Source organism: Mycobacterium sp. 852014-52144_SCH5372336 (assembly GCF_001665615.1).
GTDB lineage: Bacteria > Actinomycetota > Actinomycetes > Mycobacteriales > Mycobacteriaceae > Mycobacterium > Mycobacterium neumannii_A.
Window position 1 is genome coordinate 163,629 of record NZ_LZSW01000059.1, and the last position, 23,496, is coordinate 187,124.

The following is a 23,496-nucleotide window of genomic DNA, read 5'->3' on the forward strand; positions in this document are numbered from 1 at the left end:
CTCGGACAGTGCCATCGGCACCATCGCAAGCGCTCCGGAGATCGCCGCGGCCAAGAGGCCCTTGCTCACTGCAGTACGAACGTTCATCTCTGCGGTCCTTCCCCGACCGTTTTCACAAGGCCCGCATCCGAGAACCCCTCGATCTCCGCTGCGGTTATCCGGTGTGTCGGGTGATGAACGTCACGTGTTACGCAAGGGTCAAAAGTTTTATTCGTTACTTAATTGGCGTAAGAGCCTTCTGAGAAAGAAGAGGCGGTGCCGGATACCCGGCACCGCCTCTTTTTAAGACGAAACTCGTGCTTAGCCGCGACCGCCGCAGGTCGGCCATGCGCCGATGCCCTGCGACTGCAGCACGTTCTCGGCGACGCGGATCTGCTCCTCGCGGCTGGCGTTGTGCGGGGAGCCGCTGCCGCCGTTCGATTGCCACGTGCCCATGGTGAACTGCAGGCCGCCGTAGTAGCCGTTACCGGTGTTGATGGACCAGTTACCGCCCGACTCGCACGCCGCGACGGCATCCCAGTTCACACCGCTGTCCGCATTGGCAGTACCGGTGGCCAGAGCCATGGGCGCCAACGCGAGCGCTCCGGCAAAGGTCGCCAGGCCAAGTGTCTTGCGGATGTTCTTCAACTTCTATCCTTTCGCCACGCGCGCGCCAACACACACCCGCGCCAAAGCGCGCGGGGTGGGCATGCCTGTCCGCCAGGCCAGGGAGTTGGGCCGCACCGTCTCGGTCGGGTGCGACAGCGGGAGGCCGGAATGCCTCGCCGGGCCTCAGCGCCGGCGGCTGCCGGAGACCGTTCGCCTCCTACAGCCCCACTCACACACAGGTTCGTGGTTTCAAATTGTTTGCTCCGGGTAGAGCCATTGGGGACCGTACAAAAAGAGTTCGGCCGCCGTCATATCGAGCGAAGGTGTGTCGCGGCATGATCACGAAACGATTACGGCGCAGATTTCTCAGCATATTCCCAGGTTGCAGCGTGCTTTGACGGACGCGGCAAAACTGATGTCAGGACACGTTCTCGTGAGCCATCTCACGGCTATTTTGTGAGCTGAACCACGCGTCTGCGGGGTCGCGTCCTGGTTGGTGCGGCGAAAACCGCAGTGTCGTCGACAAAATGACTGCAACGGGCATGATCGTTGCCCCATGACTGTGGCAACTTCGCTGGCCCTGCGACCGGATTAGACAGTTGGAACACGTTGCGCGTCAGCAACTCACGAGGTCGTTCGCTCATCGCCCCATTTCTCACCCCTGCGAACGCTTCACCGGGCTCGTTACGGCATCCGTTATCCCAGCGCGTCTTTCGTCGTCAATGCGACACCCGTTCGGCACACTTTCGGACCCGTGGACCCGCCGTAATGCCACGGCCATGCCATGCGTCGCTCGTTTCGCCGCGACCGGCCCATCCGCAGCGGCATGCCTTCGGGCGGGCTCGGGCACCGAATCAGTCCCCAGCGAGCTCGAATTCGCCCACCGCTGCGGGTGATGCCGCCGAAAGGCGCTGAGAGCCAGCCGTATTCGTGCATCTGTTATGCCGATATTGCGCTTTCACGCGCCGAACCGATATCAGCACGTTGATGTGCTTATCACGGTAAAACGCGAACTAATTCACTGGCGGGAATTCACTTCACACAATCACGAATAGCGGGTATTAAAATCACTGAATTTGCTACGCGATTTGCACGTTGCGGATCGCCTCGAGATCGGCGGCGGTGTTGAGGTTGGTCAGCGCACGCTGTTCAGGCATTACGATCCGCTGTGTGTCGACCCGGTCGACCAGCGCGCGCATGCTGCGCTCCCCCGCGTCGATCAGTTCGTCGACGCGCCCAGCCAGCGTGGTGCGGTATACGCCCGCCAGGTAGTGGTCACGCCCGTCCCAGGGCAGCACCACGTCCGCGCCGACGCGCACCGCCGGAGCGACCAGTGCGTCGATCAACTCGACGGTCAACAGCGGCATGTCCACCGCGGAGACGAAAGCGAGTTCCGATCCGGCGTCGGCAGCCGCCCGCAGCCCCCGGCCGGTCGCCAGCAGTGGGCCGACGCCAAGCACCTCGTCGCGCAGAACCTCGGCGTCAAGCGCGGGCATCGCCTGCCCCGGGGCGGCGATGACGAAGATCGGCGCGCAACGCGGTTTGAGGATGTCCACCATCCGCTCGACGAACGTGGAGCCTTCGTACGGCAACGTGGCCTTGTCGCGGCCCATGCGGCGGGAAGCCCCGCCCGCCAGGATGATTCCGGCCAGCGGAACGGTGGTCGTCATGACCGTGACGTTAGTCGACAGTCCAGGTGTCTTTGCCCCGAAGCAGTGACTGAAGCGCCGCCGTGTCGTGTGCCCTCTCGGTGCGGGCCGCGGTGATCTGCTGACGGGCCGCATCGTCGTAGGTCGGCTTGCTCACCTGGCGGAAGATACCCATCACCATGTGCTCGAGGCTCTGATCCGACAGCCGCGACAACGCGAACGCGTACGCGGGGTCCTCGAGGTTGGCGTCGTGCACGACGATCTCGTCGGCCGACACGTCGGCGGTCTTGGCGATCTCGAGCCCGTAGCCGGACTTGACCACGCAGTACTCGCCGTCGGCCCCGAACGTGACCGGCTCACCGTGGGTGAGGTTGATCAGGCGCTCCTCGGCGCCTTCCTTGCGCAGGGCGTCGAACGAGCCGTCGTTGAAGATCGGGCAGTCCTGCAGGATCTCGACCAGGGCCGCACCGCGGTGAGCGGCGGCGGCCCGCAGCACCTCGGACAACCCCTTGCGGTCGGAGTCCAGTGCACGCCCGACGAACGTCGCGTCAGCACCGAGCGCCAACGACACTGGGTTGAACGGGTAGTCCAGCGACCCCATCGGCGTCGACTTGGTGACCTTGCCGACCTCAGACGTCGGGGAGTATTGCCCCTTGGTCAACCCGTAGATCCGGTTGTTGAACAACAGGATCGTGATGTTGATGTTGCGGCGCAGCGCGTGAATCAGGTGATTGCCGCCGATCGACAGCGCGTCACCGTCACCGGTGACAACCCACACCGACAGATCCTCGCGGGCCAGGGCCAGGCCGGTCGCGATCGTCGGGGCGCGGCCGTGGATCGAGTGGAACCCGTAGGTCTCCAGGTAGTACGGGAAGCGACTCGAGCAGCCGATACCGCTGACGAACGCGATGTTCTCGCGGCGCAACCCCAGTTCGGGGAGGAAGTTGCGGATGGTGTTGAGGATGACGTAGTCACCGCAACCGGGGCACCAGCGAACCTCCTGGTCGCTGGTGAAGTCCTTGGACTTCTGCGGCTGATCGGTCGTCGGCACCCGACTGGTGCCTGCGGTCAACCCGAGATCTGCTCCGATCAAGTCGGTCATACGTTCGCTCCCACACCGCTCACGCCGACTTCGACGGTGGCCGCCGCCAGTCGTGCGAACTTCACTTTGTCACTTTCCTTCTCGCCCAACGTTCCGTCCAGCGCCGCATCAATGATGCCCTCGACCTCGTCGGCCAGGAAGGCCATGCCTTCCACCTTGGTGACCGACTGGACGTCGACCAGGTACTTGCCCCGCAGCAGCAGAGCGAGTTGGCCGAGGTTCATCTCCGGACACACGACCGTCGGATACCGCCGCAGCACCTCACCGAGGTTGGCCGGGAACGGGTTGAGGTTGCGCAGGTGCGCCTGGGCGACCTTGATGCCCTTGCGGCGCGCCCGCCGGCACGCCTCACCGATCGGCCCGAAGCTGGAACCCCAACCGAGCATCAGCAGTTCGGCGTCACCAGTCGGGTCGTCGACCTCGAGATCGGACACGGCGATGCCGTCGACCTTGGCCTGCCGCAGCCGGACCATCAGGTCGTGGTTCTTGGGCTCATAAGAGATGTTGCCGGAGCCGTTGGCCGCCTCGAGGCCACCGATCCGGTGCTCGAGACCGGGCGTACCGGGGATCGCGAACTGGCGCGCCAGGGTCTCCGGATCGCGGGCGTACGGCTGGAACGGCTCTCCGGACTTGGCGAACGTGTGCTCGATGGCCGGGTAGCTGCTGACGTCCGGAATCCGCCACGGCTCAGAGCCGTTGGCGATCGCACCGTCGGAGAGGATGACCACCGGCGTGTGGTAGTTGACCGCGATGCGGGCGGCCTCCACGGCCACGTCGAAGCAGTCCGACGGTGAGCGGGGCGCCACCACCGCGACCGGCGACTCGCCGTTGCGCCCGTACATCACCTGCAGTAGGTCGGCCTGCTCGGTCTTGGTCGGAAGACCGGTGGACGGCCCGCCGCGCTGCACGTCGATGATGATCAGCGGCAGTTCTGTCATCACCGCCAGACCGATCGCCTCGGACTTCAGCGAGATGCCCGGGCCCGAGGTGCTGGTGACACCCAGGGCGCCGCCGTAGGACGCGCCGATGGCCGCGCCGATGCCGGCGATCTCGTCCTCGGCCTGGAAGGTCATCACGTTGAAGTTCTTGTGCTTGGACAGCTCGTGCAGGATGTCCGACGCCGGGGTGATCGGGTAGGTGCCGAGCACGACCTGCAGATCGGCGAGTTGGCCGGCGGTGACGATTCCGTAGGCCAGCGCGGTGTTACCGGAAATCTGGCGGTACTCACCGGTTTTGAGCTTGGCGGGTGCGACCTCGTAGGTGCTGGCGAAGGCCTCGGTGGTCTCGCCGTAGTTCCAGCCGGCCTTGAGCGCGAGCACGTTGGCCTCGGCGACGTCGGGCTTGCGGGCGAACTTCTCGCGGATGAACGCCTCGCTGTGCTTGAGTTCGCGGCCGTACATCCACGACAGCAGACCGAGCGCGAACATGTTCTTCGCCCGCTGGCCGTCCTTCTTGGAGGCGCCGATCGGCTCGACCGCGCCCAGCGTCAGGGTCGTCATCGGCACGGCCTGCACGACGTAGTCGGACAGTTCCTCGGTCTCCAACGGGTTGGCTTCATAGCCGACCTTGGCGAGGTTGCGCTTGGTGAACTCGTCGGAGTTGGCGATGATCAGACCGCCGCGGGGCAGGTCGGAGACGTTGGCCTTCAGCGCCGCCGGGTTCATCGCGACGAGCACATCGGGGCGGTCGCCCGCGGTCAGGATGTCGTAGTCGGCGATCTGGATCTGGAACGACGACACACCGGGCAGCGTGCCCTGCGGCGCGCGGATCTCGGCGGGGTAATTCGGTTGGGTGGCAAGGTCGTTGCCGAACAGGGCGGCTTCGGAGGTGAACCGGTCACCGGTGAGCTGCATACCGTCGCCGGAGTCGCCGGCGAATCGAATGACGACCTTCTCGAGCTTTTGTCGAGGACCCGCACTCCCCGGACTGACCGCGTTGTCCTTCGCTGCCACGAGGCCTGCCTTCCACACTGCGTGGGGACGTCCTCCGAGTCACAGTCGAGTCGACGCGCCGTCGGTGGACGTCCACCAAAATTTTTGATGTCACTGCCAGTACCGATTATTGCACTTTTCTTAGGCGGCCCTTCACCGGACTCGCCCGCGGCGTGCCGCACGCGGAGGGTCGAACACACAGCTCAGTCGATGTGCGGATGCCTGCCGTGAGACATAACTGTGTTGTTCGTCACGTCTACGAGACAAAAATCCTAAGGAAATGGTTACCGTCCAGTAGCCGGTAGCTAGCACCCATCGTCGGTGCTGGTCGTCCCGTTGTCAGTGCCGGGTGGACGCCGACTCCCCGCGCCGTTGGTGCCAACGCAGGCGCAGTAACAGCAGGTGGCGGTGCGCGCGGAAGCCAGCCGACAGCGGATCACGCCAGACCGGCATGCGGCGGTTCGGTTCGAGTTCGTTGTGCACGCATCCATTGTGCCGTCCGGATGGCGATGACGCCGCCTCGCGCGCTGGCCCCGGCATGAACAGCAAGGAAAACGTTATCGACGTCGATCCGCCCTAGTGTGGAGTCATGGGTCGGGTCACAGCCAGGCGGCGGGTAAAGCATGTGACCATGGATTCCGCGGTGGCGCGGCCGGAGACCCTCGTCGTCGAGGAGCCGATGGAGATCCGCGTCAACGGCGCACCCATCACCGTGACGATGCGCACTCCGGGCTCCGATGTCGAACTCGCGCAGGGTTTTCTGCTCACCGAGGGTGTCATCGCCGGACGTGACGACGTGCTCACGGCGCGCTACTGCAGAGGCACGGGCGTCGACGACGCGGGCTTTTCGCAGAACACCTACAACGTCCTCGATGTGACGCTGGCCCCGCACGTCGCGCCGCCCGACGTCGACGTCACGCGCAACTTCTACACCACGTCGTCGTGCGGGGTCTGCGGTAAGGCCTCACTGGAGGCGGTACAGCTGAGTAGCCGCCACGGCCCGGGGGACGATCCGACGACCATCACCGCGGAGACGCTCTCGCAGCTGCCTGCGCGGCTGCGCAAAGCCCAGAAGGTGTTCGCCAGCACCGGCGGCCTGCACGGCGCCGCGCTGTTCGATTCGGGGGGCACGACGCTCGCCGTGCGCGAAGATGTCGGCCGGCACAATGCGGTCGACAAGGTCATCGGGTGGGCGGTCGAGCAGGACCGTGTTCCGCTGACGGGGACCGTCCTGCTGGTCAGCGGACGCGCCTCGTTCGAGCTGACGCAGAAGGCCGTGATGGCGGGGATTCCGGTGCTCGCGGCAGTGTCCGCGCCGTCGTCGCTGGCGGTCGATTTGGCCAGCCAGTCGGGGCTGACCCTGGTCGCCTTCCTGCGGGGCCGGTCGATGAACGTCTACACCCGCCCCGACCGCGTCGTGCACTGACGCGGCTTCGTTCCTCGCCGCTTGATCGCCGTCAGGCGAGACCTGATTGCCCGACTCCTCAACGCGGCTCGTTCCTCGCCGCTCGATCGTCGTCAGGCGGACTTGTCGCGACGCTCCGGACGCGACGGCTTGCGCGGCACGATCGTCGGCAGGACGTTGTCCTGCACAGTCTCCTTAGTGACGACCACCTTGGCGACGTCGTCGCGGCTGGGGATGTCGTACATCACCGGAAGCAGGACCTCTTCCATGATGGCGCGCAGTCCTCGAGCACCGGTGCCGCGGTGGATGGCCTGATCGGCGATCGCCTCGAGCGCCTCGTCGGTGAACTCGAGTTCGACGCCGTCCATCTCGAACAGGCGCGTGTACTGCTTCACCAATGCGTTCTTGGGCTTGGACAGGATCTGCACAAGGGAGTCCTTGTCCAGATTCGTCACCGACGCCACCACCGGCAGGCGGCCGATGAACTCCGGGATCAACCCGAACTTGATCAGATCCTCGGGCATGACCTCGGCGAAGTGGTCGGCGGTATCGACGTCGGCCTTCGAATGCACCTCGGCGCCGAAGCCCAGGCCGCGCTTGCCGACGCGGTCGGACACGATCTTCTCCAGACCCGCGAACGCTCCCGCCACGATGAACAACACGTTGGTGGTGTCGATCTGGATGAACTCCTGGTGCGGATGCTTGCGGCCGCCCTGCGGAGGCACCGACGCCTGCGTTCCCTCCAGGATCTTCAGCAGAGCCTGCTGGACACCCTCACCGGAGACGTCACGGGTGATCGACGGGTTCTCGCTCTTGCGGGCGATCTTGTCGACCTCGTCGATGTAGATGATGCCGGTCTCGGCGCGCTTGACGTCGTAGTCGGCGGCCTGGATCAGCTTGAGCAGAATGTTCTCGACGTCCTCGCCCACGTATCCGGCTTCGGTCAGCGCGGTGGCGTCGGCGATCGCGAACGGCACGTTGAGCATCTTGGCCAACGTCTGCGCCAGGTAGGTCTTACCGCAGCCGGTCGGACCGAGCATCAAGATGTTGGACTTGGCCAGTTCGACGGGTTCGGAGCGCGAATCGCGACTCTTCTCCCCCGCTTGGATGCGCTTGTAGTGGTTGTAGACGGCGACCGCGAGCGTGCGCTTGGCGGTGTCTTGTCCGATGACGTAACCCTCGAGGAACTCGCGGATCTCCGCGGGTTTGGGCAACTCGTCGAGCTTTACGTCGTCCGCATCGGCGAGTTCCTCTTCGATGATCTCGTTGCAGAGATCGATGCACTCGTCGCAGATATAGACGCCCGGACCCGCAATGAGCTTCTTAACCTGCTTTTGACTCTTGCCGCAGAACGAGCACTTCAGCAGGTCACCGCCGTCTCCAATGCGCGCCATGGTGGTGGGGTCCTACTTTCCTCGCAGCCGATGAAGCTTCTTTTCTGTGGTTGCCTCGGGTGGTGAACCCGACGCTACCCGCTTGTTCCCGCGCGAGGCGACCGATAAAGCCGAATCGCGCCAATGGTATTCATCTGTGTTCGCGCCAACATATCGTCTGATTACCCTCGGACCCCGGCGAACGCGCCGCCGTGTCGTTGGCGTGTCGTGGCCGTGACCGGACCGAGAGGGCGTCGGCACCCAAAGTACCCGTTATCGGCGCGGTGCACGCCGGCGCCGATTCGGTGTGACGCTATCGGCGTACGGGGCCTGCGGGACCCGGCCCAGCCGGTCCTGGCCCGACCGGACCCGGCCCAGCGGGGCCAACCACTCCTCCGACACCGACGGGACCTGCGGGCCCGACGACGGGGTTCGGGGGGTTGACATAAACGGTCGCGTCGACGGGCACGCATTGGAGCGAGTAGACGTCCCAATACGTCCCTGCGGGACAGGGCGGTTCCTGAGCCTGGCTCACCGCCGGTGAGGCGATCTGAGCCAGGCCGCAAACCGCGGCCGTCACCGCCAACGCGGTCATCGCGAAACCCGCTCGCATCCCATTTGTCATCGGGGTCCTCCCCTGGCCGTCCGCCCGTGCAGACGCACAGCGTGCCACGCCAAAGGCATACGCGAACCGCATTTCGCGCGGTTGCGGGACAGATCAGGCGGTCTGGGCCGACAGCTTGCGGTACTCGAGGACGGTGTCGATGACGCCGTAATCCTTAGCCTCTTCGGCGGTCAGGATCTTGTCGCGGTCGGTGTCCTTGCGGATCTGCTCTGGGGTCTTGCCCGTGTGGTTGGCCAGCGTGACTTCCATCAGCGTGCGCATCCGCTCGATCTCCTTGGCCTGGATCTCGAGATCGGAGAACTGGCCCTGAATGACGCCGGCCAGCGCGGGCTGGTGAATCAGCACGCGAGCGTTGGGCAGCGCCATGCGCTTGCCGGGGGTGCCCGCGGCCAGCAACACCGCGGCGGCCGAAGCGGCCTGGCCCAGGCACACCGTCTGGATGTCGGCCCGGACGTACTGCATGGTGTCGTAGATCGCCATCAGCGAGGTGAACGAGCCGCCCGGGGAATTGATGTACATGGTGATGTCGCGGTCGGGGTCGAGCGACTCCAGCACCAGCAACTGGGCCATGATGTCGTTCGCCGACGCGTCGTCGACCTGCACACCGAGGAAGATGATGCGTTCCTCGAACAGCTTGTTGTACGGGTTGGACTCCTTGACGCCGAAGCTCGAGTGCTCGATGAACGACGGCAGGATGTAACGGGCCTGGGGCTGCAGGCGGGCGTCAACCTGAGGATGCAAGTGATCGGTCATTTGTCTAGTCCTGCTCCGGGTCCTGAGCCGTTGACGCTCGCGCTGGTGATGATGTGGTCGACGAAGCCGTATTCGAGGGCCTCCTGCGCGGTGAACCAGCGGTCGCGGTCGGAGTCCGCTTCGATCCGCTCGATGGGCTGCCCGGTGAACTCGGCGTTCAACCGGAACATCTCCTTCTTGATCACCGCGAACTGCTCGGCCTGGATCGCGATGTCGGCCGCACCGCCGGTGATGCCGCCGAGCGGCTGGTGCATCAGGATCCGGGCGTGTGGCAGGGCGTAGCGCTTACCCTTCGTGCCCGCCGCGAGCAGGAACTCGCCCATCGAGGCGGCCATACCCATGGCGTAGGTGGCGACGTCACACGGCGCCAGCACCATGGTGTCGTAGACCGCCATGCCGGCGCTGATGGAGCCGCCGGGCGAGTTGATGTAGAGGTGGATGTCCTTGGTGGGATCCTCGGCCGACAGCAGCAGAATCTGCGCGCAGAGCTTGTTGGCGATGTCGTCATCGACCTGCGAGCCCAGGAAGATGATCCGCTCCGCCAGCAAGCGCTCATAGACCGAGTCGACAAGGTTGAGGCCTTGCGAGGCGCCACGCATGTGGGTCACGTCTGGATACCTGCTTTCTTCAAGAGCTTGATACTCACCGACACTAACCAACCCGCGCGGGCGTGCAGTCCCTAGACGGGCCGCGTTCGCTCTCAGCGTCACTTCGCGTCGGCCGACTCCTCGTCCGCTTGTGACTCGGCGGCGTCGGAGGCCTCCTCGGCAGCTTCCTCGGTCTGCTCTTCGGACCGGCCGAAGAACTCGGTGGTGTCGATCACGTTGCCGTCGGAGTCTTTGACGGTGGCGGCCTCGACGACAGCGGCCAGCGCCAGCCCACGACGCACGTCGGCGAACAGCGCGGGAAGCTGGTTGTTCTGCTGCAGCGACTGGATCAGCTGCTGCGGCTGCAGGCCGTACTGCTGAGACATCAGCATCAGGCGCTCGCTGATGTCGTTCTGGCCGACCTGGACGTCGAGCTTGTCGGCGATCGCATCGACCAGCAGCTGCGTCTTGACCGCCTTCTCCGCGTTGGTGCGGTTGTCGGTGTCGAACTGCTCGCGGCTGCTGCCCTGGGCCTCGAGTGCCTCGGCCAGACGCGCCTCGTCGTGGTCGAGCCCGTGGATGGCGTTGTGCAGCGCGTCGTCGACCTGGGCCTGCACCACGTTCTCCGGCAGCGGCACCTCGACCTGCTCGAGCAGCGTCTCGAGCACCTTGTCGCGGATCTTCTCGGCCTGCTGCACCCGCTTGACCCGGCGCACCTGCTCGACGAGCGACTCCTTCAGCTCGTCGATGGTGTCGAATTCGCTTGCCAGCTGGGCGAATTCGTCGTCAGGCTCAGGCAGCTCGCGCTCCTTGACCGACTTGACGGTGACGGTCACCTGCGCGTCCTTGCCGGCGTGCTCACCGGCGGCCAGCTTGGTGGTGAAGACGCGGGTCTCCCCCTCCTTGAGGCCGACGATCGCCTCGTCGAGACCGTCAATCAGCTGGCCCGAGCCGACCTCGTGCGACAACCCCTCGGTGGCGGCCTCGGCCAGCTCCTGGCCGTCCACGGTGGCCGACAGGTCGATGGAGACGAAGTCGCCGTTCTCGGCGGCGCGCTCCACGCCCGTGAGGGTTCCGAAGCGTGCGCGCAACGTCTGCAGTTCGGCGTCGACCTCTTCGTCGGTCACCTCGATGGCGTCGACGGTCAGCGTCAATTCCGACAGGTCGGGAAGCTCGATCTCGGGGCGTACGTCGACCTCGGCCGTGAACGTGAGGTCCTGGCCGTACTCCTTATTGGTGATCTCGATCTCGGGCTGGCCCAGCGGCTGCACCTCCGAGCTGGTGACCGCCTCGCTGTAGCGGCCGGGAAGCGCCTCGCTGACGACCTGGTCGAGCATTGCTTCGCGGCCGACGCGGGCCTCGAGCAGCTTGCGTGGCGCCTTGCCGGGTCGGAAGCCGGGGAGCCGGACCTGCTTGGCCAACTGCGCGAACGCGCGGTCGAAGTCGGGTTCGAGCTCAGTGAAGGGCACCTCCACGTTGATGCGCACCCGGGTGGGGCTCAACTTCTCGACGGTGCTCTTCACGATCTTGCTCCTCATATTCTGGTTCGGTCGGTGTCGCAGTCGGGGTGACAGGATTTGAACCTGCGGCCTTCCGCTCCCAAAGCGGATGCGCTACCAAGCTGCGCTACACCCCGTGCTCTGCACGTCGCGCTGGCGCTTGAGCGCTGCGCCTGCGCGGGCCGTCCGCAAAACACGGAACGACCACGCGAGATACTACGGGCTGCACACGCGAAGCCCTCAATTGGATTTGATTTGGCTGCCGCCGGTACGATCTGGTCTTGCTGTACATGCGGGCGTAGCTCAATGGTAGAGCCCTAGTCTTCCAAACTAGCTACGCGGGTTCGATTCCCGTCGCCCGCTCCACTCGCTACAAGCGGCAGCGCGGTAGCACGCGCGTTCGACGGCTACGCCGTACCTACTGTGGCCAAATTTTCGGGCAACTTGGATCGGCCTCTGCCGCTTCGGGCCTACCGAGTGCGCGCGGCGCGCGCGCAGGCGACTGCGGTGCTGGCTTGCCGGGTACCGACCCATGCATGCCGGTGAAAAATCTGCTCAGACGGCTTCAACCCACCTCCTTTTCAACGGCGGTTCTGGGGTTCAAGCGGTCTGGACGCGTTCGCTAATTGACGCTAGCGTGGAAAGAGTTCGCCATCGGTTCGCGATGTGGATATGGACCATTCGCCGCTGGCTAACTTTAGTTCGCTCAAGGTTACGTCGATTCGGCGGCCAAATTGGCGGCGGAACGTGGATGCCGGGGCAGGGAATCGCGCAATTTCACGCAATTGCCAAGTGAAAGATTTCAAAAACAACGCCGCAGCTCATCCAAGTTGTTACCGTGCCTACACATTGCATTCAACCAAAAGTCCGGCGATTTCCCACTTGATGTGAATGTGCAGAAGGGACCCACTCGATGGCTGCCACAGCGAAACACAGCTTCGATCTCAGCAACCTCAGTAATCCACCTACGGGTGGATGGTTGAGGCCGAGTTCCACGGCCTATGCGCGGTATGTCGGTAGGGTCGGCGCGTTGGCGGTGGCGTTGGGCGTGGGCGTCGCAGTCGCGACGGGCGGTTCGGGGCTGGCGTGGGCCGATACGGGTTCGGCCGGTGATTCGCAGACCTCCGACACCTCACCGGGCGATGCTCCGAATACCTCGACGAGTGAGGACGCGGATGCTGACGCGCCGTCGACGAGCATCAACGGCCTGGGCGTCGGAACCGACGCGGGCGGTGCCCCAGCGGCCGATGCGGGCGAATCGGCTAGCGATGGCGGCAACCCGACGAGCGGTCACCTCACCGGCAACGCGCCGGCGATGAATGTCCGCAGTTCCGGCTCGGTCAATACCTCCGTCAACGACGCGGGACAAGCCACCGACACCGGCGTATCAGTCACCCAGGCCGAAGAACATGGCGGGCTCCTCAACGAGATCGAGGCCGGCGAAGATAACGAGCTCCTCGACGAAACCGCGACCGAAATCGAGGTTGAACTCGAGGTTGTAGACGAAAGTGAACCCGAGATTGGCGGGCAGGAACAGGAGGCTGTGCCCGCCGCCGCAGAATCGGAATTCGCTCGTACCAAACAGGATTCCGTCCTACAGGACACCATGCTCGACGATGCTTATCAGGTGTCGAGCAGCATCGACGATGTGGAGCCGGCCGGCCAGAAGGTCGTTGACAGCGACACCGACCAGCTCACCGAACCGCAGCAGTCACCCACCTCGTTGACAAGCCGGGTGATGCTGGTCGTCGAGAGCGCCACAGACGGTGGGGATCTGCAGACGTCGACCACGTCGGTCGTCGATGAGCCCGCCACCGCGCAGACTCAGGCGTTGACGAGCGCCCCGGCCACATTCATCGGTATCGCGAGTAAATTCGTCGCTGCGTTGCTCGCACCACTGTCGGCGCCCAGCCCCGTCGCGCCGGCTGAACCGCCGTTGGCCTGGGCGCTGGTGGCGTTTGTACGCCGCGAGTGGCACCACATGCTCTTGAACCGCACCCCCGATGCGGTGGTCGACACCGTCACCACGTCGGAGGGCGCCACCGTCACCATCGATGTGGTCAGCGGCGCCGACCCGGATGCGCCCGCGGGTGATGTGGTGACCGTGACCGAGGTCAGCCAGCCGCAAAACGGGACGGTGAGCATTGACGGCGGCTCCCTGACCTACGCGCCCAACCCCGGTTTCCATGGCACCGACACATTTACCTACACCATCTCCGATGAAGACAGCCCCCTGCATATTCACGGGCTGCGCGGCCTGTTGGGCGCGTTGTTAGGCGGCGACGCCTTGCACACCAACACCGTCACCGTGACGGTCACCGTCGCTCCGGTCAACGATGCCCCGATCGCTGTCGGCGACGCCGTCGCGGTCGGGGAGGATTCCGGGCCCACTGTGATCGACGTCTTGGGCAACGACACAGACGTCGACGATGACGAGCTCACGGTGGCTGCCGTCGGCGCAGCGAGCAACGGCACCGTCTCGTTGGTCGACGGTGTCGTCACCTACACGCCCGAGGACGATTTCGACGGTACGGACTCGTTCACCTACACCGTCACGGACGGCAACGGCGGCACCGCGACCGCAACCGTAACCGTGACGGTCAACCCGGTCAACGATGCGCCGATCGCCGCAGACGATCACTACACAACCCAGGTGAACACCCCGCTGACGATCGCCGCGCCTGGCGTGTTGGCCAACGATATCGATGCCGACGGTGATGAGCTGACCGCGCTTATCACCTCAATGCCCACCTATGGGATCGTCGCATTGAACGGTGACGGGTCGTTCGACTACATCCCGAATGCTGGCTTCACCGGCGATGATTCGTTCACCTACAGAGTCTACGACGGCAGCGGCAGCTTCGTTACCGCGACGGTGACCGTGACGGTCGAGACGGGCCTTCCCGTGATCACCTTCGACGACGGCGCCACACCGTCGGAGGTCTTCACTACGGATGACCCGACCCGCATTCTCGTGCGGACGGGCAGCCAACTGCGGGTCGTTGACACGGCTACCGGCGATTGGCTCGACACCATCGACCTCGGCGCCACGCCGCAGAGCATGACGATGAGTCCGGACGGGCGCTACGCCTACGTCGGCTCCTTTTCGGTCAGCACGGATCCCATTCCGATCGCCCGGATCGACGTCGAAACGGGCACGGTGACGTTGATAGGCGGGGTCCGACAGCCGGCGGCGATGGTGATCAGCGACGACGGCGGCACCTTGTACGTCACCAACTACCAGGACGGCACCGTGTCGGTAATCGACACCGAGACAGGTGAATACACGCTCATCAACACGGGGCTGCAGAGCAGTGCGATCGCCGTCAGCGAGGACGGCACCACCCTGTACGTCGGCAGCATCATCAACGATGTGCGGGTGGTGAACCTGGCGAGCGGGACTTACACGGTTCTGCCAACGGGCACGAACGACGGGACGACGCTATCGGACCAGAGCATCACCGTCGTCGGCAACCGCGTCTATGTCACGGATGGGGTCCAGGACAAGTTGGTGGTCATCGGCACCGATAACAACGCAATCGTCGACACCTACGACGTGGGTGATCGCCCGACGGCCGTCGCCGCCATGCCCGGAGACCCCACAATCTTCGTGGCCAACACCACTGGCAGCAGCGTCACGGTCATCAACACCGAATTCGGCGGTGTGATTGGCGAGATCGAACTCGCCGACAGGCCCGTCGACATCGACGTGGTGGACGGGTTTCTGTATGTGACCACCACCCGGGGCGTTGTGGTCATCTCGGCCGAGGAGGTCGGCAGCCTGATCGATGCGCCGACGCTCGACGCATAGGCGCATCGCTGGTCCCCTCACGCGACACCCGCGCAACTGACCGCGGTACGGACATGATCATCGCTATGCTCTCGGCGATGCTCACCGCGCCGGTATGCCACGCCGTCCAACCGCAGGTCAGCGGAAGTAGGCGATGATGCGCGTTCTGGCGATGTTCCGCGTGCACAACGGCGAGGACGTGCTGCCGCGCGTGCTCGATTCCCTGGCCGGCTGGTGCGACGACGTCTACGCGGTCGACGACCGCAGCACCGACGGGACCGCGCAGATCCTGCACGAGCATCCCGCGGTCACCAACGTCGTACACGCCCGCTCGGATCTTCCACAGACCCCGTGGCTGATCCCCGAACCGCCCGGGCTCGAATTGCTGTACCGCATGGCCGATTTCTGCCGCCCCGACTGGATCTTCATGATCGACTCCGACCAGCTGGTCGAAACCGACATCGACATCCCGGCGATGCTCGCACGCGTTCCCGACGATGTCGCGGCGCTGATGTGTCCGATGATCCCCAGCTGGGACGATCCGGACTATCCGGACATGATCCCGCTGATGGGTACGGCCGAATCGATGCGCGGACCGTTCTGGCGCTGGCGTCCCGGTTTGCGCGCCGGAACGCGCGCGATCCACAACCCCCACTGGCCGGCCAACATCACCGAACACGGTGGCATCGGCGTCGCCAACGACGTGCGCCTGCTGCACACCGGCTGGTCGACGCTGGCCGAACGGATCGCCAAGGTCGAGCACTACCGCAAGCTCGATCCCCACTCCGAGTTGAACTACGGCGTGCCCTACGACCGCGCCCTGCTGTTCGGGTACGCCTACGACGAGATCGACCTGCTGCGCTCCGATTACCGGCGGCGGGCATCAGGTGACTTCGACACCGCCGAACCCGGCGCCCGCGAGCCCATCGATCGCGACCGGCTGGCGATCGCGTCGGGCTACGGACGCCGCGCCACCGGTTTCCACCCCGGCGTCGACTTCGCGGCGGCGCCGGAAACACCGGTCCACGCGGCGACGTCGGGCACCGTCAGCCGCGTCGTGAACCTTGACGACGGGCTGCAATCGGTGACCATCGCGGGAGCCGACCGTGAGATCGTGTACGTCTTCCGGCCGGGCGATGACCGCCGCATCGACGTCGAAGCCCAAATCGACGCGGGCACGGAAATCGGCGTCCTGCAGGCGCACGACGAATCTGCCGACGGCTTCCTGCATTTCGAGGTCCACGTCGACGGCGAGCACGTCAACCCCGTGCGCCACCTGGCGAACATGGGACTGAAGCCGTGGACACCGTCGGGGCGTCCGCGCCCGGTGTCGGGCACCTTCCCCCCGTCGTCGCCCTGCGCGATCATCGTCTGAGCTGATCCTCCAGAGCCCGCGCGGACCGGATGGTCGAACGCACCTCCTGGAGCAGCTTGGCCGGATGCTGCTGGTCCATCGCGCTGAGCCGGTTGTACTCCTGCACCCCGAAACCCGCTGACTCCAAACGGATGTCATATCGCAATGCCAACGTCCGCAGGGCTTCGAAGTGCAGGTAGGGCACCAACGGCTGACCCGTCACCATCAGACACGACGAGCCGCGCATGCCGGCCGTCTGCGCCGCGAACGTATACGTGTCAGCGGAATTCGCCCGGCGACGTTCGGGATCCGGCGACGGCGTCTCGAGCAGCATGACGGGCACACCGAATTCATTGCTGTCAGGCGGAAAGTACCAGACCGTCTCGTTGCACTGCACTCGATCGACGCGGCGCCTCACATGCGCGCAGACCTCGTCGACGTCGAGGCCGAACACGTCGCGGGCGGCGGCGACCATCAAGTCGAACTCGGTACGTGCACCAGGCGCACACGCGGCGACGGCATCGGCTTCGGAATCCAGCAGGCGTCGGGACGCCGCGGCGAGTACGACATTGCCGACTCGGCGGCCCGCGACCATCTCCCCCGCGTAACGCGTTCGCAGCAGGTTCGTGTACCGCCCGCCGCCGATGACGATGAGGTGCTCGAACTCGGTTCCGGCGGGCTGTAACTCGGCGATGAGTCCCAGCTGGTCCGCCAATTTCTCGATCCGCTCGAGGTGATCATCAGGCAGCTCGAGACGAGGGATCAGCCACCGGACCGCCCCGCCGGCGTCCTGGTTGTGGAACCGGACCGCGCTCTGTTGGCGCGCTTTGCCCCGGTAGTCCCATACCTCGCTGAACTCGTCCAGGAATGCGAGCCGTTCGCTCAACGTCAGGCCCCGCGGAACGCTTCCGCCGAACATCTCGACCAGTTCGGTCAGGGCGGGGTGAGTGCACCACGCCTGGATCTGTCCCCGATATTCCGCGGCGACGTCGCACATTTGATGCATCCTTTTCGCATACCGCCAGCGGCGCCGGGTGGTAATCATAATGCGGCATATGTCTTGAGACGGGAGCACTTTAGGTGAGGATCCTCGTTACCGGCGGCGCCGGCTTCCAAGGGAGCCACCTCTGCGAAGCCCTCCTCGCCGCCGGACACCGCGTGACCGTCCTGAACACCTTCTCGGTGACCGGCAAGCAGAACCTGGCCGACATCGCGAACGATGACCGGGCCGACGTGGTGTTCGGTTCGGTCACCGACTGGGAGTTGATCAGCAAGACGGCGCGCGATCACGAGGTGGTCTTTCACCTGGCGGCAAATGTCAACGTCGACAAGTCGCTCAGCGACCCGAAGAGCTTCATCGAGACCAATGTGGTGGGGACCCAGAACGTTCTGGAGGCTGCCCGCGAATACGGCGCGCGGGTGATCCTCGCGTCGACCTGCGAGGTGTACGGCGACGGACATCGCTTGGGCCCGGGCTCGCTGCTGGACGAAACCGCTGAACTGAAGCCGAACAGTCCGTATGCGGCGTCGAAGGCTGCCGCCGATCGTCTCGCGTACTCCTACTACCGCTCCTACGGCATGGACGTCACGATCGTCCGACCGTTCAACATCTTCGGTGAACGCCAGAAAAGCGGCGCGTACGGGGCACTCATCCCGATCCTCGTCCGCAAGGCGTTGACGGGCGAGGACCTCGTGATCTTCGGGGACGGAAGTGCCACCCGGGATTATCTCCACGTCAGCGACGTGGTGAACGCATACCGCCTCGTGTTGGACACGCCGGAGTTGGCGGGCCGCGCCATCAATGTCGCCAGCGGTGTGAACACGCGCGTACGCGACATCGCCGACTACATCGCGGAAAGATTCGGCACGAGGGTGGTGAACGGGCCCGCGCGGCCCGGGGAGGTGACCCGCTTTCCGGCCTCCGTCGAATTCGCGCAGCAGATCGGCTTCGCTCCCGAGGTGAAGATCTGGGAGGGCATCGATCGCTACATCGAGTGGGCGAAACAACAGCCGCTTCCGGCCCGCTGAATCCCAGGACGCTACAGCTGCTTTCGGGCCTCCACGAGAACCCGAGTGGGATGGGTGACGAACCGGCCGTGCGCTTCGATGTGTTCGTGCACCGCCCGCAGGCGCGTCAGGTACGGCTCCGCGGTGAAGTCCGGCACCGTCCAAATCAGCTTGCGCAGGAAGTAGACGACCGCGCCGATGTCGTAATACTCCGAGGTGAGCGTCTCGAGGCGCAGGTCGACGACCGTCAAACCTGCCGCCTCCGCCTGCGCGGCCTGGACGGAGGGCTCCATGTGCGCGCCGAGCTCCGGCATCGGGCCCATGACGGCTTCGATGAGCTCGAGCGCGGTCGCCGGCCCCGGGTGCTGGGCCAAATAGGTTCCACCGGGCCGCAGGACCCGGGCGATCTCGGTCCACCAGACGGCGATGGGGTGGCGACTGCTCACCAGGTCGAAAGCGTTGTCGGCGAACGGCAACGGCGGTTCGCCGCGGGTCTGCAGAACCACGACGCCGCGAGGATGGAGCAGACGGGTGGCTTTGGCCGCGTTGGGTGGCCACGATTCGGTGGCCGCCATCGTCGGCGGGAACTTCTCCACCCCGGCGAGCACCTCTCCCCCGCCCGTGTAGAGGTCCAGCGCCGCTGACACCTCGCCCAGCCGTCGGCTGAGCAGGCGCTGGAAACCCCACGACGGCCGTTCCTCGGTGGCGCGGCCGTCGAGCCAGGAGAAGTCCCACCCGTCGATCGGCTCGGCGACGGCCTCGGCGACGAGTTCCTCGAAGGACCGGCTCATCGACCTCACGCGGCCACCTCTGCGCGGTCAGGTGCGCGCGTCGCCACCGCCACGGCCAGTACACACAGCATCAAGACGACGAAGACCGGCCAGATTGCGACGACCTGAGCCAGCAGGCCGAAGCCCGCGCCGAGGATCCCGGTGACCACAGCGGTGAGCGTAGCGGCGAAGCTGATCAGAACTGCGCGTTGTTCTTCGGCGGCGAACGCACTGATCCACGACACCATCGCGGCCGCGATCGCGGCATTCGACAAGACGACCAGAAAAAAGACGACGCCGTACGCCCACAAGCGTGGCTCGTCGAAGATCAGTTCGTTGGCAAGGCAGATCCCCGTCGCTACACAGCTCACGAACGCGCTCGACACGAGCATTCCGCGTACCCCGGCGCGGCCGAACACGTTGCGCCACAGGAACGAACCGGCGACGAGCCCGGCCGCCGAACCGATCACGATCATGTGCAGGCTTCCGGCGGTGTCGACATGGGCCAGCGACGTGCGCAGCGCGAAGAACGTCTCGTTCACCAGGATCGGGACGAAGACGATCTGCGTGGTCAGGAACACCCGGTACCAGCGGGCGGTACGGAGCACGGCGAGCCCTTCGCGGAAATCGTCGACGATATGGCGCGGTGGAGCCACCGGGCCCGGCCTCGCCGGTCCGACGATGAGCGCGGCCACGAATGCGATGCCCATCGCGGCGGCGCCCAACCAGAGCACATCAAGATGTCCGTCTGCGGTGTCGCGGTTGGGCAGCAGCGGGATGAGCAGCAACGTGGCCGCGACGGTCAGGATGGCTCCGAGCGCCTGCTGGTTGAGCACCAGCTCGTTGCGCCGGGCCGCGGTGACCATGCGCGAGATGATCTCGGCGAAGGCGTTGTTCGCCACTCCCATCGCGCCGCCGATGAGCACCGCCGACGACAGGAAGGTGAACACCACCAGCGTGTTGTGCAGCGCGGCCGTGGCCACAACTGCGGTCAGGACGGCGATGGTGCCCGCGGCGGCGGCGATGACGACGTTCGGGCGGTGCCGTGACCGTTTGAGCAGCAGCGACGACATCGCATTCCCGAGCACGAAACCGATACTGAAGCTCGGGACCACCAACCCGGCCGCCATGTCCATGTCCTCGGCCACCAGAAGGAACGGCAGGACCGCCAGAACGCTGCCCAACTGCGCGCCCATGAAATAGAAGGCGCCGAACCCCAGCAGTACCCGATAACGGCTCTGCGCCACGGCCACCGCCGACCCACCTTTCCTGCCGGTGTCGACCGGCCTGTCGATGGTGTCAGTCCGACCAGGATTGCGCTGACGAAAGGCGGTGGATCGGTTCCGATCTCGCGACTCCTCGGGGAGCCACCCCGCTCACCGGACCATCCGCGACGAACCCCACTTCTTCGCTGTAATTGACGCTTCCGGAACAAAAACGGTGCGGCCTCCGGTCGCGCACCACCCTCTTGCACTCGTTTCATCGGCAAGCAAGCTACCGAGGCGTCCCCGGATGATACGTCTTGACAATTTGCTGCCTTTGCAGGTTGGTGACACGTTTTCTGACTTTAAAGTCGGCATATTGACACCGAATGCCATATTTCGGCCATATCTCGTTTCCACGGAATGTCATCTTTTTTTGTCAAAGACTTGACCCATGATCGTCGGTGGCATACCTATCTAAGAAGGAACAATTAAAAGGGGTTTGAATGGGCCCGATCGACTTCCGGCGCCAGGGAACCGCCGCTTGCCGGCGGTGGCCCGAGGCGGGCGGGAGTGCGCCCGGTACGGATCCCCCATTACCGTCCAAGATCAGGACGGACGATCCCCCCTCCGGCTTAACCCCGCCTGCCGGCCGGTCCCAAGGGCCGTCGCGATGAGCCGCGAGCTGGAATGTTTGAATAAGTGGACTTATGGGAATGGAATAAGTACCCTTACTCAGGGTTATAAGTGTGCTTACGGGGGGATGGATTGCGCGTATTGACGGGCTTCGAGCCTGCCCATGTCGGTTTGATACCAGACGGTATGCGTCGATGGGCGAAAAGCCGCGGCATCTCCTTGGCTGAGGCGTATCTACTGGGCGCGGAAAAGGTAGCCGACATCCTTCAGGTGCTGCGCCGACACAACGTGCGGACCGTCTCGGTGTACAACCTGAGCAGAGCCAATCTCGCCCGCAGTCAAGCCGAACTCGAGCCGGTGTTCAACGCCTCGATCCACTTCCTCACCCACTTGGTTCCCGCCCGCTTCGAGCCCGACGCCTGCAGTGTGCGGTTGCACGGTGACCGCACGGTGCTGCCCGCGGAGTACGTCGCGGCAGCCGAGCGCACCGAATCGGTTATGCGCGGCGAAGAATTCCGGATCAACATCCTCGCCGCCTACGACGCGAACGACGAGCTACGAACGGCTCTTCTGCAAGCGCAGCAACGCGGCGGCGAAGTCCGCGGTTCCTTCGACATCGACGATGTGGACCTGGTCATCCGTACCTCCCCCGAGCCCCTGCTGAGCGGCTTTCTTCCGCTTCAGACCCAGTACGCCCAACTGCGGTTTTTGACGACGCCGCTCAACGAACTCGAGGAGCACCACATCGACGAGTTCATCGACGACTACCGGCGCACACCGCAGCTCCGGGGACGGTAGACACCGATGCACTCCGACCGGCGCCCCTTGATCATCGGGGCAGGCCCCGCCGGCCTCACCGCGGCTCTCGAACTGGCGAAGAACGGTGTCCCGGCCCAAGTCTTCGAAGCATCGTCGAACGTCGGAGGCCTGGCGCGCACCCCGGGTGAGCGCGGGTTCCGGGTCGACCCCGGTGGCCACCGCTTCTTCACCAAGAACGAGCAGATACTCGAACTCTGGAAATCTCTGCTTCCGGCCGAAGAGTGGCACTCGGTGTCGAGGCGCTCCGCCATGCTCGTCGACGGCCATTACGTGCCTTACCCGCTTCTCGGTCGAAACCTGCTGACTCAGTTGGGTTATGGGCGCGGAGCGCGGGGCTTGGGCAGTCTCTTGTGGTCCAGGCTTCGACGTGGAGGGCGTTCGCTCGACGACTCTGCGACCTTCCTCGATTGGGGCCGGTATCAGTTCGGCGACTATTGGTACCGCATGTTCTTCGACGGGTACGTCCGCAAGACGTGGCTCGCCGAGCCCGCTCACCTCACCAGCGATTGGGCCGAGCAGCGCATCAAGCCGATCGTGTGGGGCGGTCGCGACGCGATGGCCGCCGATGCGTTTCTCTATCCCCGCCGCGGGCCCGGTCAGCTCTGGGACGCCGCAGCAGCAGAGCTGGCGGGATTCGGTGTCGAACCGTCGCTCGACTCACCGGTGACCAAGCTGGGTTTCGATGGCAGACGGTGGACGATCGAACTGCGCGACGGAGGCATCGCGACCGGAGATGCAGTCTTTTCCAGCATGCCCCTGCAGATGTTGGTCAACGCCCTGGAACCGACAGTACCACAGCATATTTGGGAGGCTGCCGCCCAACTCAAGCACCGAGGTCTGATCACGGTCGCAGTCGCTCTGGGACAGCGCCGCGAGCTCCCTTTCAACTGGGTGTACACGCCGGGCATGGACCTGCGGGTCGGACGTATCCAGAACTACCGCCAATGGTCCGACGACCTCACTCCACCGGACTGGGACGGAACATACCTGGGGTTCGAGTACTTCATCGGCGCCGGCTCGGCGCTGTGGGCCGCCGACGACGATCACATGCGACAGATCGTCGAAAGCGACCTGCGCACACTGGGTTTCGATGCGTCCACGATCGAGCGTGTCATGGTGGTCCGTTCGCAGTTCGCCTATCCGATCTGCAATCCGGCGATGGAGACAAGCGTCGCCCAGATCCGGGATTACCTGCGCAAGCACTACCCGTCCCTGCATCCGATCGGACGCAACGGCATGCACCGCTACGACAACCAGGACCACGCGATGCTCAGTGCCATGCACAGCGTCAAGCGGTACTTCGGCGAGAGCGTCGACCCCTGGCAGGTCAACAAGGAACGCCGCTACCACGAGTCCGGGTTGCTGAAGGTCTAGTACTCCGCCCGCCCCGGGTCGCCGAATTGTTC

The 23,496-nt window shown here is 64.9% G+C and carries 16 protein-coding genes, 2 tRNA genes and 1 pseudogene; 7 read left to right on the forward strand and 12 right to left on the reverse strand.

What is annotated here, in order from left to right; all coding sequences use genetic code 11:
- Positions 1-300: 300 nt before the first annotated feature.
- The 4 genes and pseudogenes from A5759_RS20600 to A5759_RS20615 form a co-directional block, all read right to left on the reverse strand.
- Positions 301-528 (reverse strand): annotated as a pseudogene (locus tag A5759_RS20600) (transglycosylase family protein); the annotation flags it as partial.
- A gap of 1,139 nt (positions 529-1,667) precedes the next feature.
- Positions 1,668-2,258 (reverse strand): molybdenum cofactor guanylyltransferase, encoded by a 591-nt coding sequence (gene mobA / locus A5759_RS20605; protein ID WP_068200859.1) that lies wholly within the window; start codon positions 2,256-2,258, stop codon positions 1,668-1,670.
- A gap of 10 nt (positions 2,259-2,268) precedes the next feature.
- Positions 2,269-3,339, reverse strand: a complete 1,071-nt coding sequence (locus A5759_RS20610; protein WP_068200861.1) for a 2-oxoacid:ferredoxin oxidoreductase subunit beta — start codon at positions 3,337-3,339, stop codon at positions 2,269-2,271.
- Positions 3,336-5,291 carry a 2-oxoacid:acceptor oxidoreductase subunit alpha gene (locus tag A5759_RS20615; RefSeq protein WP_064397394.1) on the reverse strand — a complete coding sequence of 652 codons (1,956 nt, stop codon included), beginning with the start codon at positions 5,289-5,291 and terminating at the stop codon, positions 3,336-3,338. Before A5759_RS20615 ends, A5759_RS20610 begins: the two co-directional genes overlap by 4 nt.
- Positions 5,292-5,859: 568 nt before the next feature.
- Here A5759_RS20615 and fdhD point away from each other — a divergent pair.
- Positions 5,860-6,696, forward strand: a complete 837-nt coding sequence (fdhD, locus tag A5759_RS20620) for a formate dehydrogenase accessory sulfurtransferase FdhD (RefSeq protein WP_068200864.1) — start codon at positions 5,860-5,862, stop codon at positions 6,694-6,696.
- 92 nt (positions 6,697-6,788) lie between these two features.
- On the opposite strand, the gene clpX is transcribed toward fdhD, so the two are convergent.
- The 5 genes from clpX to A5759_RS20645 all read right to left on the reverse strand — a co-directional run bounded on the left by clpX (position 6,789) and on the right by A5759_RS20645 (position 11,649).
- A complete protein-coding gene (gene clpX, locus A5759_RS20625; protein ID WP_064396868.1) occupies positions 6,789-8,069 on the reverse strand; it encodes an ATP-dependent Clp protease ATP-binding subunit ClpX in 1,281 nt (426 codons plus the stop codon).
- Between the two features lie 697 nt (positions 8,070-8,766).
- Entirely contained in the window at positions 8,767-9,426 is a 660-nt protein-coding gene (locus A5759_RS20630) for an ATP-dependent Clp protease proteolytic subunit (protein WP_068200866.1), read from the reverse strand.
- A complete protein-coding gene (locus A5759_RS20635) occupies positions 9,423-10,025 on the reverse strand; it encodes an ATP-dependent Clp protease proteolytic subunit (RefSeq protein ID WP_064396872.1) in 603 nt (200 codons plus the stop codon). Before A5759_RS20635 ends, A5759_RS20630 begins: the two co-directional genes overlap by 4 nt.
- 107 nt (positions 10,026-10,132) lie before the next feature.
- A complete protein-coding gene (gene tig, locus A5759_RS20640) occupies positions 10,133-11,536 on the reverse strand; it encodes a trigger factor (protein ID WP_068201237.1) in 1,404 nt (467 codons plus the stop codon).
- A 39-nt stretch (positions 11,537-11,575) separates the two neighbouring features.
- Positions 11,576-11,649: transfer RNA gene (locus A5759_RS20645), tRNA-Pro, on the reverse strand.
- 155 nt (positions 11,650-11,804) lie between these two features.
- Between A5759_RS20645 and A5759_RS20650 the strand changes: the two genes are divergently transcribed.
- The 3 genes from A5759_RS20650 to A5759_RS20660 all read left to right on the forward strand — a co-directional run bounded on the left by A5759_RS20650 (position 11,805) and on the right by A5759_RS20660 (position 16,677).
- Positions 11,805-11,878: transfer RNA gene (locus A5759_RS20650), tRNA-Gly, on the forward strand.
- A gap of 670 nt (positions 11,879-12,548) precedes the next feature.
- On the forward strand, positions 12,549-15,323 hold the full coding sequence (locus A5759_RS20655) for an Ig-like domain-containing protein (RefSeq protein ID WP_068200868.1): 2,775 nt from the start codon (positions 12,549-12,551) through the stop codon (positions 15,321-15,323).
- 136 nt (positions 15,324-15,459) lie between these two features.
- Positions 15,460-16,677, forward strand: coding sequence for a peptidoglycan DD-metalloendopeptidase family protein (locus A5759_RS20660; RefSeq protein ID WP_068201239.1), 1,218 nt, complete (start codon positions 15,460-15,462; stop codon positions 16,675-16,677).
- Here A5759_RS20660 and A5759_RS20665 read toward each other — a convergent pair.
- The gene (locus tag A5759_RS20665) at positions 16,667-17,653 is read right to left on the reverse strand and encodes a hypothetical protein (RefSeq protein ID WP_231984707.1); all 987 of its coding nucleotides are present in this window, start codon (positions 17,651-17,653) and stop codon (positions 16,667-16,669) included. The genes A5759_RS20660 and A5759_RS20665 overlap by 11 nt on opposite strands.
- 83 nt (positions 17,654-17,736) lie before the next feature.
- On the opposite strand from A5759_RS20665, the gene A5759_RS20670 reads away from it, so the two are divergent.
- Positions 17,737-18,684 (forward strand): dTDP-glucose 4,6-dehydratase, encoded by a 948-nt coding sequence (locus A5759_RS20670; RefSeq protein WP_068200871.1) that lies wholly within the window; start codon positions 17,737-17,739, stop codon positions 18,682-18,684.
- Positions 18,685-18,695: 11 nt separating this feature from the next.
- Here the strand turns inward: A5759_RS20670 and A5759_RS20675 are convergent, their stop codons facing one another.
- The gene (locus tag A5759_RS20675) at positions 18,696-19,454 is read right to left on the reverse strand and encodes a class I SAM-dependent methyltransferase (protein WP_068201241.1); all 759 of its coding nucleotides are present in this window, start codon (positions 19,452-19,454) and stop codon (positions 18,696-18,698) included.
- Positions 19,455-19,459: 5 nt separating this feature from the next.
- Positions 19,460-20,686: a hypothetical protein gene (locus A5759_RS20680; protein WP_068200874.1), complete on the reverse strand. Its 1,227-nt coding sequence runs from the start codon at positions 20,684-20,686 to the stop codon at positions 19,460-19,462.
- A 771-nt stretch (positions 20,687-21,457) separates the two neighbouring features.
- On the opposite strand from A5759_RS20680, the gene A5759_RS20685 reads away from it, so the two are divergent.
- A complete protein-coding gene (locus tag A5759_RS20685) occupies positions 21,458-22,069 on the forward strand; it encodes an undecaprenyl diphosphate synthase family protein (RefSeq protein ID WP_068200876.1) in 612 nt (203 codons plus the stop codon).
- Between the two features lie 6 nt (positions 22,070-22,075).
- Positions 22,076-23,464 carry an FAD-dependent oxidoreductase gene (locus A5759_RS20690; protein WP_068200878.1) on the forward strand — a complete coding sequence of 463 codons (1,389 nt, stop codon included), beginning with the start codon at positions 22,076-22,078 and terminating at the stop codon, positions 23,462-23,464.
- Positions 23,465-23,496: the final 32 nt, after the last annotated feature.

Coding starts and splice junctions, on each gene's coding strand:
- A5759_RS20690 (WP_068200878.1), top strand. CDS start 22,076: ATGCACTCCGACCGGCGCCCCTTGATCATCGGGGCAGGCCCCGCCGGC.
- A5759_RS20610 (WP_068200861.1), bottom strand. CDS start 3,339: ATGACCGACTTGATCGGAGCAGATCTCGGGTTGACCGCAGGCACCAGT.
- A5759_RS20635 (WP_064396872.1), bottom strand. CDS start 10,025: ATGCGTGGCGCCTCGCAAGGCCTCAACCTTGTCGACTCGGTCTATGAG.
- mobA (WP_068200859.1), bottom strand. CDS start 2,258: ATGACGACCACCGTTCCGCTGGCCGGAATCATCCTGGCGGGCGGGGCT.
- A5759_RS20685 (WP_068200876.1), top strand. CDS start 21,458: ATGCGTCGATGGGCGAAAAGCCGCGGCATCTCCTTGGCTGAGGCGTAT.
- A5759_RS20665 (WP_231984707.1), bottom strand. CDS start 17,653: ATGTGCGACGTCGCCGCGGAATATCGGGGACAGATCCAGGCGTGGTGC.
- A5759_RS20630 (WP_068200866.1), bottom strand. CDS start 9,426: ATGACCGATCACTTGCATCCTCAGGTTGACGCCCGCCTGCAGCCCCAG.
- clpX (WP_064396868.1), bottom strand. CDS start 8,069: ATGGCGCGCATTGGAGACGGCGGTGACCTGCTGAAGTGCTCGTTCTGC.
- A5759_RS20675 (WP_068201241.1), bottom strand. CDS start 19,454: ATGAGCCGGTCCTTCGAGGAACTCGTCGCCGAGGCCGTCGCCGAGCCG.
- fdhD (WP_068200864.1), top strand. CDS start 5,860: ATGGGTCGGGTCACAGCCAGGCGGCGGGTAAAGCATGTGACCATGGAT.
- A5759_RS20660 (WP_068201239.1), top strand. CDS start 15,460: ATGCGCGTTCTGGCGATGTTCCGCGTGCACAACGGCGAGGACGTGCTG.